Here is an 11,381-nt window from a genome sequence, read left to right on the forward strand (position 1 = left end):
GGCGGGCGGCGCCGCCGCGGTGCTGGTGCTCACCGGCGGCGCCGCTCTCGCGATGCGCCTGCGCAGGCGCTGAACCGGCCTCGCGACGAGGTCAGTTGACGAACACGGTGGCGCCGTTGTCCTGCACCGGGGCGTACTTGGCGGTGAAGTAGCCGCTGCTGAAGCAGAGCGACGAGCCGGACGTCTTGGTGAACGCCTGGTTGGTGAAGTTGATGCTGTTGTCGGTGTTGCTGGAGGTGCCGGTCAGGCTCGGCGCCTGGTAGACGCAGGTGATGGTGCCGAGCAGGGTGGCCAGCTTCACCGTGGTCTGGATGGTGGAGCCGCTGGCCGGGCTCACCGTCAGGGCGCCGCTGGAGGTCACGGCGGTGGTGTACGGCAGGTTGTCGACGGTGATGCTGCTGACGCCGGTGACGCCGGTGACGTTGCTGGTGCAGCTGCTGCTGGTGAAGGACTGGCCGGTGACCGACTCGGTGGCGGTGCCCGGCGCGGCCGGGTTGGCGGTGACCTTCGCGGTGAAGGTCGAGGACGTGCACTTCACACCGCTGGTGCCGGTCGCGCTGGAGTAGAGGGTGGCGCTGGTGCCGCTGGCCAGGGGCGCGGTCAGGGTGTCGCCGACGGCGACGGCGGTGCCGCCCGCCGAGCCGGTGGTGAGGACGTTGCCCGCCGCCGAGGCGGGGGTGGCGGCCAGCGGGACGGCCAGCGCGGCGACGGTTCCGACGAGGGTGAACAGGGTGCGAGTGCGCATGCGGGCATGCCTCATTCCTGAAGGGGGTGCCACTGAGGGTGATGGACGGTGCTTCGCCGAACGGTGTGAGGGGGCGCCAGTGCGGGGGGACGCGGAACGGCGTCCGCCGTTGCCGGTCCGTCACGCCTTCTCCGTACGTGACGGACCGGCAACGACGACCGGCCGGTGAACCGGTCACGGACCCGTGGGACGAGCCAGTGACCGGGCCGGGCGGGAGTAACGGCCGGCACGGACCGGAGGGGAAGCGCCCGTGCGGGCCGTCGGTGAGGGTGGGACTCGGGGCGGTTCAACGCCCGTGCTGGACAACGAGGTCCGGGACACGCGGACTGGTGCCGCGTGACGGGATCCGGCGCCACGGATCCAGGATGAGCCAGAGGAAGTTGTAGACCTGATGGTCAGTCAACGTCAAGAGTGTGACCGGTAGTTGCCCCTCGAACTGCGGGTTTGCGCAGAGCCGGGCACAGCCGCGTCGCATGCCCGAAACACAATCAACACCCTTTTTCCACAACTCTCTTGACCCCTAAATGTAACCCCCGGTAACTTCCTCGAAGGCTACTGCGGAGTACGAGATCGCCCTTGCGCCACCGGGAGGCAGGAGGAGGCGTGCTCCGCAGCCGCTGTCCGCGCCAGGACAACGCGCCGCTGACGCCCAACCCGCACTGACTATGCACAGGGGAGCAGAAATGGCCTCGTCCTCGGACGTCACCTCGTCCGCCGACCACCCCGGGAACCCCGGGAGCGGTTCCGTCACCGAGTCCGCGAGAGGCGGACGGGTCCGGCTGCGCCGCGCGGCGGTGATGGCCGTACCGGCCACCGCGATCGCCGCGGGCCTCGCCATCATGACCGCGCAGGGCGCGCTCGGCGTGCAGTTCGCGATCTCCGGCATGCCCTTCACGGTCACCGCGACCGAGCTGAACGGCACCGGCTTCGAGCAGTTCGGCGGCCTCGACAACATGGCCGACAACAGCCCGAACGCGGGCGACACCGGCGGCCAGGTCCTGGTCATCACGTCCGCGATCAAGAAGGCCACGCTGACCAAGCTGTGCCAGAGCGTCGACCTCGGCGGCACCAACCTGCTGATCAAGGCGGGCAGCGGTGCGCACAAGGTCGAGGCGACCGACCTCACCACCGACTCCACCGAGCTGTCGGGCGACGCGTCGTTCAACAACATCGAGATCGGCAACGACGCGAGCACGCTCACCAAGGCGGGCGTCAAGGGTCCGCTCGGCGTCTTCAGCCAGCAGGCGGACACCGTCCGCATCGCCAACCTGCGGCAGACCAACTACGCGACCACGGCCGGTGTGTTCAAGCTCCCGGGTCTGAAGCTGAGCTTCAGCGGCTCGGGTTGCTGATGAGGGGCGTCCCCCAGCAGGGCATACGGTCCGCCTTCCGGGAGTGGCGGGCCGTACGGCCGTTCTGGGGCGGGCTGCTGCTCGCCCTGGGCGGCGCGGAGATCCTGCTCACCGAGAAGGTCTCCCTCAAGGTCGTCATGCACATCGGCATGCAGGGCCTGGCCGGTTACCTGCTCCCGGCCGTGATGGTGCTCTGCGGGCTGCTGACCCTCTTCAGCCCCGGCCAGCGCCTGTTCTACTCGATCCTCGGGGTGCTGGCCTCGCTGGGCACCTGGGTCACCTCGAACCTGGGCGGCTTCTTCGTCGGGCTGCTGCTCGGCCTGGTGGGAAGCTGCCTCGCCTTCGGCTGGCTGCCGGACCAGGAGCCGCGCCGCGGCCGCCGGCAGCGCAGGGCCGACCGGAAGAAGGAGCGCGAGGCGCGCGCCGCCGCGGACCCGGCACCGGCCGCCCGGCCGTAACCGGCACCGCGGGGCCGACCCGTCCGCGGACGGTGCCGGGGTCGGCCCGCGGCCGGTCCCCGGCCCGCGTCCTCAGGGTGCGGCGGGCCCGGGACGGACCTCGGTCGGCTCCACCACCGGGCGCGCGGCGGGCTCGTCCCGCGCGGTCTCGTCCTTCATCGCCTTGGTCTCGCTCTTGAGGATGCGCATCGACTTTCCCAGCGCACGCGCGGTGTCGGGCAGCCTCTTCGAGCCGAACAGCACGATCACGACGAGCGCGACGATCAGCAGATGCCAGGGTTCAAGACCGTTGCGGAGCACGGCGCACCTCCCTCTTCCATGGTTGCTATATTGCGCAACTGTACAACCATGGGGAAGGACGCAGGGGCGCCGATGACTGTGACGAGCAGCCGTACGACAGCACGTCCGCGGCACCGCGGCGGCCGGCCCGCGGCCCGGGACCGGCGTCGCAGGCGAGGGGGCGGCAGGCTGCGGACCGTCCTCGTCGTCTCCCTGTCGCTCCTGGTCCTGGTGTCGGCCGGGGCGGGCTGGCTCTATCTGAAGCTCAACGGCAACATCAGCACCTTCGACTCCGACGGCCTCTCCGACGACCGCCCCGACGGCACCTCCAAGGGCGAGAACGTCCTGGTCATCGGCTCCGACGCGCGCACCGACGGCAACTCCGCGCTGGGCGGCGGCGACAAGGGCGACATCGGCCGCTCCGACACCGCGTTCCTGCTCCACATATACGCCGACCACCGGCACGCGCTGGCCGTCTCCATCCCGCGCGACACCCTCGTCACCATCCCGCCGTGCAAGCTCCCGGACGGCAGTTGGACCGAGAGGCAGGAGAACACCATGTTCAACGCGGCCTATTCGGTCGGGCAGACCGCCAAGGGCAACCCGGCGTGCACCCAGAACACGGTCGAGGAGCTGACCGGGCTGCGGGTCGACCACACGGTCGTCGTCGACTTCAAGGGGTTCGCGCGGCTGACCGAGGTGGTGGGCGGGGTGAAGGTGTGCCTGCCGCAGGACATCTACCAGAAGGACCTCAACCCCAACCGGTCCACGCGCGGTGAACTCCTCTTCCCGCAGGGCGAGCAGAGCGTCTCGGGGGAGAAGGCGCTGGACTACGTGCGGATCAGGCACGGCATCGGAGACGGCTCCGACATCGGCCGCATCAAGCGTCAACAGGCTTTTGTGGCCTCCCTGTTGAAGAAGGTCAAGAGCGACGGGCTGACCCCGACGAAGCTGCTGCCGCTGGCCGACGCGGCGACCGCCTCGCTCACCGTCGACGCCGGTCTCGGCTCGGCCGACAAGCTGATCTCGTTCGCGATGTCGCTCAAGGACATCGACCTGCACAACACCAAGTTCGTCACCGTGCCCTGGCGCTACCAGGGGTCGCGGGTCGCGGTCGTGGAACCGGACGCCGACGCGCTCTGGGCCGCCCTCAAGGCCGACCGCACCATCGACGGCCAGGACGCGAGCGGCGGGAGGTCCGGCGGGAAGAAGAAGGCCGCGTCGGCGGCGCCGTCCCCGAGCGCCGTCGACGGCACCGGGGTCACGGTCGCCGTGTACAACGGCACCCCCGTCTCCGGCCTCGGGGCGCGGGGGGCGGCGCGGCTGACCGCCGCCGGGTTCACGGTCACCGGCACGGCCACCGCCACCTCCCAGGACCACGCGACGACGGTGATCCAGTACGGCCCGGGTCTCAAGGACCGCGCCGAGAAGGCGGCCGCGCTCTTCCCGGGTGCCGCGCTTGAGGAGATCGGCGGCGCGGTCATCAACGTCGTCCTCGGGCAGTCGTTCGCGACGGCCGCACCGGCCGCCTCCTCGGCCGCGCCGACGGCGGTGCCCAGCGGGGTGTCGGACGACGCCAGGTCGGCGGACGACGACCCGTGCGCGGACCTCAGTTACGGGTGACGGCGCTCGTAGCGGGCGCGGGCGGCGACCAGCGCGAGGGCGTACAGGCCGAGGACGGCGCCGAGCAGCAGGTGGTAGGGGACGGGCAGGACCGTCATGTGCAGCGCGGCGCCGACCGGGGTCGGCGGCAGCAGCAGCCCGATCACGGCGAGCGCGGCGGCGGCCTTGCCGACCGGTCCCGGGCCGCGCTTCTCGGCGAGGCCCCGGCCGGTGCGCAGCAGCACCATCACCAGCGCCTGGGTGAGCAGGTTCTCGGTGAACCAGGCCGAGTGGAACACGGACTCGTCGTCGAGCGCGTCGGGTCCGTGCAGGGCGATCGCGAGGACCGCGAAGGTGGCGAGGTCGGCGACCGCGTTGAGGGCGCCGAAGACGGTGATGAACCGCAGGAACGCGCGCGGGCGCAGCCCGGTCGGACGGCGCAGCACGGCGGGGGCGGGCCGGTCGAGCGCGAAGGCGAGCTGGGCGCCGTCGAAGCAGAGGTTCTGCACCAGGACCTGCGCGGGGAGCATCGGCAGGAACGGCAGGAGCAGCCCCGCGGCGAGCATCGCGAGGACGTTGCCGAGGTTGGAGGAGAGGGTCACCCGCAGGTAGGAGGCGATGTTGCCGCTGCTGTGGCGGCCCGCGACGACCGCGTGCCCGATCGCGGTGAGGTCCTTGTCGCCGAGCACGACGTCCCCGGCCTCGCGGGCCACGCCGACCGCGTCCCGGGGCACGATCCCGACGTCCGCGGCGCGCAGCGCGGCCACGTCGTTGACGCCGTCGCCGAGGAAGCCGACGGTGTGCCCGGCGGCCCGCAGCCCGGCGACGATGCGCGCCTTGTCCTCGGGGGTGCAGCGGGCGACGACGGTGGGTCCCGCGCCGGGGACGGCGCCGTCGGCGTCGGAGGCGAGGCGCACCGCGGCGGGTTCGAGGCCGAGGTCGCGGCAGGCGCGGGCGGCGGTCGCCGGGTGGTCGCCGGTCAGCACGTGCACGGTGACGCCGAGTCCGGTGAGGGTGCGCAGCGCCTCGGCGGCGCTCGGGGCGGGCGCGTCGTGGAAGGTGACGAGGCCGCGGAAGGCGAGGCCGCGCTCGTCGCCGTACGAGCGGTCGCGGACCGGGCGTTCGGCGGTGGCGAGCGCCAGCACCCGTGACCCGGCCCCGGCCTCCCGGGCGGCCAGCGCCAGCAGGCGTTCCCGCTCCCCCGGGCTCACCGCGCAGCGCTCCAGGACGTCCTCGACGGCGCCCTTGACGAGGACGGTGCCGATGCCGAGTCCGGGGCCGCGCAGTACGGCGGTGGCGATCCTGCGGCCGGGCCCGCACGGGACGGCGGCGACCCCGTCGTACTCCTCGCCGACGGCCCCGGCCGCGTCGAGGATCGCCTCGTCGAGGGCGTCGGGGGCGGGCAGTTCGGCGAGCTGGAGGGTCCACCAGGTGTGGACGGCGGCCCAGTGCAGGACGTCGGGGTCGTCGCGGCCGCTCGGGTCGAGGGCGCGGGCGACGACCGGGCGGTCCTGGGTGAGGGTGCCGGTCTTGTCGACGCAGAGCACGTCGACCGCGCCGAGGTCGTGCAGGGCGGGAAGGCGCTTGACGATCACGTCGTGGTGCCGGGCGAGCAGGGCCGCGCCGCGCGCGAGGCAGGTGGTGACGATGACGGGGAGCATCTCGGGGGTGAGCCCGACGGCCACCGCGACCGCGAACGGGAGGGTCTCGAGGCCCCGGCCGCGCACCGCCGCGTTGGCCATGAGGACCAGCGGCGGGGTGAGCAGCATGAAGCGGATCAGGACCCAGGAGATGCCGTGCACGGAGCGGTCGAAGGCGCTGTCGCCGCGGGGGCGCGCGACGCGGTGCGCGGCGGCGAACCGGGTGCGCGCGCCGGTCTCCACGACGACGGCGGTGGCGCTGCCGGTGGCGACGCCGCTGCCCTGGAAGCAGAGGTGGGCCTGGCCGAGGGGGCCGTCGTGCGGTGTACCGGGCACGTCGGCTGCGGCCTTGGGCACCGGAACGGACTCGCCGGTCAGGGCGCCCTGGTGCACGGTGAGACCGCGGGCGCGCAGCAGCCGCACGTCGGCGGGGACGAGGTCGCCAGGCCCGAGTCTGATCACGTCGCCCGGGACGAGTTCGGCGACCGGGACCTCGCGGGCACGCTCGGCGCCGCCGTCGGCGCGGCGCAGCACCGTGGCGGTGCCGCTGACCAGGCCGCGCAGGGCGGCTATCGAGCGGTCGGCGCGGTGTTCGCCGGTGGCGCGCAGCACGCAGCTGACGGCGACCAGGGAGAGGATCACGCTCGCGGTGCCCCAGGAGGCGACGGCGGCGGAGACCAGGGCGAGGCAGAGCAGGACGGCGGTGAAGGGGTCGCGCACCCCGCGCAGGCAGCGGCGGGGCCAGGACGGGGTGCGGACGCCGGGCACGGTGTTCTCGCCGTGCGCGGCGAGGCGGGCGGCGGCCTCGGTGTCGGTGAGTCCGCGCGGGCCGCTGTCGAGGCGGCGCAGCACCTGGAGGGCGGTGCCGTCGGCGGACGCGGGCTCGGCGGGGGCCGGGTGGGCCGTGTCAGAGGCCACGGACGCGGGGTGCCGGGAGTTCGGCGCGGTCGGTGAGGCGGCCCACCATGAGGCGCACCACGTCGACGATGTCGGGGTCGTCCACGAAGTAGACCTGGCGGCGGCCCTCGCGGCGGGCCCTGACCAGGCCGGCGAGCTTCAGCTTGGTGAGGTGCTGGCTGACGGCGGGCAGCGCGCCGCCGACCCGGTCGGCGAGGCCGGTCACGTCGCTCTCGCCCTGGGCGAGCGCCCAGACGATGTGCAGCCGGGCCGGTGAGGCGAGCATCCCGAAGGCCGCGGCGGCCTGGTCGAGCACGTCGGCGGAGGGGTCCTCGGAGCCATTTCCGGCTGTCGCCACCGTCGTCGCCTCTCTCGCTCTTGCCGTCGTCGCGGGTCGTCCGGGGCCGGGTCCTGGCCGGGGACCGGTCCAGTCTAGGTGGCTTGAAGAAGATCGGCGGGGGCGGAACCTCCGGGCGCCTCCGATAGTTTCTACAGTGCTGTAGAAACCAGAGGCCGTCCGGGTACGGCCGATCCGAACACCAGGAGAACCGCATGGCCCTGTGGGACCGCATCAAGGAATCCGCCTCGACGATGCAGACCCAGCTCGTCGCGAAGAAGAACGACCTCAAGAGCGGCGCCTTCCGGGACGCCAGCATGGCCATGTGCGCGCTCGTCGCCGCCGCCGACGGCACCATCGACCCCAGCGAGCGCCGCCGGGTCGCCCAGCTCATCGCGAACAACGAGGTCCTCCAGAACTTCCCCGCCGACGACCTGCGCCGCCGCTTCGAGGAGAACCTGAACAAGCTCACCGCCGACTTCGACTTCGGCAAGGTCAGCGTCCTGCAGGAGATCGCCAAGGCGAAGAAGAAGCCCGCCGAGGCCCGCGCCGTGATCCAGATCGGCATCGTCATCGGCGGCGCCGACGGCGACTTCGACCCGACCGAGCGGGCCGTGGTCAGGGAGGCCTGCTTCACCCTCGACCTGCCCCCGCACGAGTTCGACCTCTGACCCTCCCGACCGTCCGGCCCCCGCGCACCCGGGGGCCGGACCCGTCTCTGCGCGGCCCCGGACGACCATCCCGAGATCATTACGATGCGGGAGCAACAACTCACGGCATGTGGCCGGTCACTTGACGACCGGTGGTCACACGCGATTGGCTCCGGGCCAGCGAGAGTCACCTGTTCGGCGTACCGTTATTCGGCCACTCGGCGGCGTCTTCTCGCCGTACTCCTGTTCGGCCGCACAGCGAGGTGCCGCACCCTCATGAAGACTCCACCCGCCCCCATCCGACTCCGCAGACCCGTGCCCGCCGTGGCACTGGCCGTCGTGACCTGCCTCTTCGCGGCCGGCTGCTCGGCCTCGGACGACGGCTCGGGCACCGACGCCACGGGCCGCGCGGGCGCCGGACGCCTGAAGATCGCCATGGTCACCCACGGCGGCAAGGGCGACGCCTTCTGGGACCGGGTGCAGAAGGGCGCGGAGGACGCGGCCGCCAAGGACGGCATCGACCTCACCTACACCAGCGACCCCGACCCGACCGGCCAGGCCGAACTGGTGCGGGACGCCGTCCGCGACAAGGTCGACGGCATCGCGCTCACCCTCGCCAAGCCGCAGGCCATGAAGATCCCGGTGGCGCAGGCCAAGACCGCCGACATCCCGGTGGTCGGCCTCAACTCCGGCATCGACGCCTGGCGTCCGTCCGGCCTGCTGGAGTACTTCGGCCAGGACGAGAGCGTCGCCGGACGCGCGGTCGGCGACAAACTCGACTCGCTCCGGGCCCAGCACGCGCTCTGTGTGATCCACGAGCGCGGGAACGTCGCCCTCGAAGCCCGCTGCGCCGGGGTGAAGAAGACCTTCGACGGGCAGACCGAGATGCTCTATGTCGAGGGAACCGACCAGAAGTCGGTCGCCGCCGCCGTCACCGCGAAGCTGCGCCAGGACCCGACCATCGACGAAGTCGTCACCAACGGCGCGCAGTTCGCGCTGACCGCCGTCAAGTCGGTGAAGGCGGCGGGCAGCAGGGCCCACGTCGCGACGTTCGACCTCAACGACGACCTGGTCAAGGCGGTCCGCACGGGCGACGTGCAGTTCGCCGTGGACCAACAGCCCTATCTCCAGGGCTATCTGGCCGTCGACGCGCTGTGGCTCTACCGGACCAACGGCAACGTCAGCGGCGGCGGTGTCTCCCCGGTCCTGACCGGACCGGCCTTCGTGACCAAGTCGAACGCGGCCGCCGTCGCCCGGTACGCGGCCGGCGGCACCCGCTGACGGGACGACGCGCGATGCCCAGGACGACACGAGAACGGCCGCCTCCCGGGCCCGTCGGCGCGGATGGCATCCTGGGCGTCACCCACCCCGTGCCGTTCCGCGGCTCCCGACCGTCCCCGACCGCTCACCCACCCCTTCCCGCCCCGCAGATCGCCTAGGACGACCGATGTCTCCACGGACAGGTGCCCGGCGCCGCCTCGGCTCCATACGTCTCTCGCTGATCCTTCTGGCCCTGGTGCCCAGCGTCACCCTCGCCGCGATGTGGGGTGTCACCACCACCCAGATGTTCACCGAGGGGCTCCGGCTGCGCAGCCAGACCGAGTTGAGCCGGTCGACAGGCGCGATGGGCACCGAGGCGACCCTCGCGCTGCAACGCGAACGCAGCTTCTCCGCCATCTGGCTGACCGACCCCAAGGGCAACCGGGACGCGCTGGACAAGCAGCGCGCGATCACCGACGCCGCCGTCGCCAAGCTGGTGCGCCAGTCCGACGCGATCCAGAAGGCGCCCGCGCGCATCTCCGACCGGCTGTACTCGGTGCTCGGCTCGGTGGGCAGCCTGGAGTACTACCGGGGCCAGGTCGACGACCCGACGGACATCACCGCGGCCCAGGCGCTCGACCAGTACGGCTCGATCATCGACGACCAGATCCACGCCTTCCAGGAGCTGTCCCAGGTCGACGACGGCGACCTCACCTCGCAGGCCGGACCCCTGGTCGCCCTGGAGCACGCGGCCGAACTGGTATCCCAGGAGGACGCCCAGCTCACCCTCGCGTGGCCGTCCGGGCACCTGGACGCCAAGCAGTGGTCGGCGTTCACCCAGGTCGTGGACACCCGGCGCTGGCTGGTCAGGGACCAGATCGTGCCGTCGCTGCGCGGCAGCGCCAAGACCGAGACCGAGAAGATCCTCCAGAGCGACGAGTGGCGCGACCTCAACGCCATCGAGGACCAGATCCTCGCGGCCCGGCCCGCGGGCGGCGACAAGGTCGCGCTGCCCGACCGGCAGAAGCAGTGGCGGGCCGCCCTGGAGAAGGTCGCCGACGAGTACGGGCAGCTGATCCAGCGGCAGACGTCCGGGCTGCTCGACCGCAGCGCCGACAACGCGCACAGCCTGCTGCTGACGGCGGCCTCGCTGAGCGCGGGCGGCCTGGCCGCGCTGCTGCTCTGCGTGGGCATGTCCTGGCGGATCACCCGCTCGCTCTCCCGGCGCCTGACCGGACTGCGGGAGGCCACCCTGAGCCTCGCCGAGGAGCGGCTGCCCGACGTGGTGACCCGCCTCGACCGGGGCGAGAAGGTCGACGTCGACCTCGCCACCCCGCCGCTCGACTACGGCCGCGACGAACTCGGCGAGGTGGCGCGGGCGTTCAACAAGGCCCAGCGCACCGCCGTGCACACCGCCGTCGAACTCGCCGACACCCGGCGCGGGTTCCAGAAGATCATCCTCGGCATCGCCCGGCAGAGCCAGAACCTGGTCAACCTCCAGCTCACCAAGCTCGACACCCTGGAACGCCAGCACACCGACCCGGAGGTCCTCAAGGGGCTGTACGAACTGGACTCCACCGCGAGCCAGTTGCGGCGCTACGAGGAGAACCTGGTCATCATCAGCGGTGAGCAGCCCCGGCGGAGCTGGCGCGAGCCGGTCGCGCTGGTGGACATCCTGCGCGGCGCGGTGGGCGAGGTCGCCCAGTACCAGCGGGTGGAGGTGCACACCGACGAGGACGTGTACCTGGCGCCGCCCGCGGTCGCCGACGTCATCCACCTGCTGGCCGAGCTGATCGACAACGCGACGGTGTACTCCCCCTCCCCGAGCCCGGTCGGGGTGCGGGCGGCGATCGTCGCCAAGGGGCTCGCGATCGAGGTCGAGGACCGCGGTCTCGGCATGTCCGAGGAGGACTACGCCTCCCTGAACGACCAGTTGGCGGTGGCGCCGCAGTTCGACGTGGTGGCGCTCGCCGACGACCTGCGCCTCGGCATGTTCGTGGTGGCGCAGCTCGCCACCCGGCACGGCATCGCCGTCACGCTGCGGCCCTCGCCGTTCGGCGGGACGTCGGCGATCGTGCTGCTCCCGCACGACATCGTCGTCCGGGAGATCCCCGAACCGCCCGCCGCCGAACCGGACCTGGACCCGCGCGCCACCGAGCCC

At 72.3% G+C, this 11,381-nt stretch carries 10 protein-coding genes; 6 read left to right on the forward strand and 4 right to left on the reverse strand.

The genetic code is table 11. The features are described from left to right. Positions 1–91: 91 nt before the first annotated feature. A complete protein-coding gene (locus tag GA0115242_RS00810; RefSeq protein ID WP_093823397.1) occupies positions 92–745 on the reverse strand; it encodes a Tat pathway signal sequence domain protein in 654 nt (217 codons plus the stop codon). A gap of 683 nt (positions 746–1,428) precedes the next feature. Here GA0115242_RS00810 and GA0115242_RS00815 point away from each other — a divergent pair. After that, complete coding sequence (locus tag GA0115242_RS00815; protein WP_093823399.1) at positions 1,429–2,097, forward strand: DUF6230 family protein; 669 nt, start codon at positions 1,429–1,431, stop codon at positions 2,095–2,097. After that, entirely contained in the window at positions 2,097–2,555 is a 459-nt protein-coding gene (locus tag GA0115242_RS00820) for a DUF6114 domain-containing protein (protein ID WP_093823400.1), read from the forward strand. Before GA0115242_RS00815 ends, GA0115242_RS00820 begins: the two co-directional genes overlap by 1 nt. Positions 2,556–2,627: 72 nt before the next feature. Here GA0115242_RS00820 and tatA read toward each other — a convergent pair whose 3' ends face one another. Then, a complete protein-coding gene (gene tatA, locus GA0115242_RS00825; RefSeq protein ID WP_093823402.1) occupies positions 2,628–2,855 on the reverse strand; it encodes a Sec-independent protein translocase subunit TatA in 228 nt (75 codons plus the stop codon). A 72-nt stretch (positions 2,856–2,927) separates the two neighbouring features. On the opposite strand from tatA, the gene GA0115242_RS00830 reads away from it, so the two are divergent. Then, positions 2,928–4,457, forward strand: coding sequence for an LCP family protein (locus GA0115242_RS00830; RefSeq protein ID WP_093823404.1), 1,530 nt, complete (start codon positions 2,928–2,930; stop codon positions 4,455–4,457). Here the strand turns inward: GA0115242_RS00830 and mgtA are convergent. Both mgtA and GA0115242_RS00840 read right to left on the reverse strand, forming a co-directional pair. Next, positions 4,448–6,994, reverse strand: coding sequence for a magnesium-translocating P-type ATPase (gene mgtA / locus GA0115242_RS00835; RefSeq protein ID WP_093823406.1), 2,547 nt, complete (start codon positions 6,992–6,994; stop codon positions 4,448–4,450). The two genes, GA0115242_RS00830 and mgtA, sit on opposite strands and share 10 nt — an antisense overlap. Beyond that, complete coding sequence (locus GA0115242_RS00840; protein ID WP_093823408.1) at positions 6,984–7,331, reverse strand: ArsR/SmtB family transcription factor; 348 nt, start codon at positions 7,329–7,331, stop codon at positions 6,984–6,986. Before GA0115242_RS00840 ends, mgtA begins: the two co-directional genes overlap by 11 nt. A 194-nt stretch (positions 7,332–7,525) precedes the next feature. Here GA0115242_RS00840 and GA0115242_RS00845 point away from each other — a divergent pair, with 194 nt between their 5' ends. The 3 genes from GA0115242_RS00845 to GA0115242_RS00855 form a co-directional block, all read left to right on the forward strand. Next, positions 7,526–7,981 carry a tellurite resistance TerB family protein gene (locus tag GA0115242_RS00845; protein ID WP_093823411.1) on the forward strand — a complete coding sequence of 152 codons (456 nt, stop codon included), beginning with the start codon at positions 7,526–7,528 and terminating at the stop codon, positions 7,979–7,981. A gap of 255 nt (positions 7,982–8,236) precedes the next feature. Next, complete coding sequence (locus GA0115242_RS00850; protein WP_093823413.1) at positions 8,237–9,241, forward strand: substrate-binding domain-containing protein; 1,005 nt, start codon at positions 8,237–8,239, stop codon at positions 9,239–9,241. A 166-nt stretch (positions 9,242–9,407) separates the two neighbouring features. Next, the coding region (locus GA0115242_RS00855) for a sensor histidine kinase (protein WP_093823416.1) at positions 9,408–11,381 on the forward strand (1,974 nt) is incomplete at its 3' end.

It is taken from the genome of Streptomyces sp. SolWspMP-5a-2 (assembly GCF_900091845.1).
Classification (GTDB): Bacteria; Actinomycetota; Actinomycetes; order Streptomycetales; family Streptomycetaceae; genus Streptomyces; species Streptomyces doudnae.

Bases quoted from the DNA above. Each gene is read 5' to 3' on its own strand.
- GA0115242_RS00820 (WP_093823400.1), top strand. From the start codon at position 2,097: ATGAGGGGCGTCCCCCAGCAGGGCATACGGTCCGCCTTCCGGGAGTGG.
- GA0115242_RS00830 (WP_093823404.1), top strand. From the start codon at position 2,928: ATGACTGTGACGAGCAGCCGTACGACAGCACGTCCGCGGCACCGCGGC.
- GA0115242_RS00815 (WP_093823399.1), top strand. From the start codon at position 1,429: ATGGCCTCGTCCTCGGACGTCACCTCGTCCGCCGACCACCCCGGGAAC.
- GA0115242_RS00810 (WP_093823397.1), bottom strand. From the start codon at position 745: ATGCGCACTCGCACCCTGTTCACCCTCGTCGGAACCGTCGCCGCGCTG.
- GA0115242_RS00850 (WP_093823413.1), top strand. From the start codon at position 8,237: ATGAAGACTCCACCCGCCCCCATCCGACTCCGCAGACCCGTGCCCGCC.
- GA0115242_RS00845 (WP_093823411.1), top strand. From the start codon at position 7,526: ATGGCCCTGTGGGACCGCATCAAGGAATCCGCCTCGACGATGCAGACC.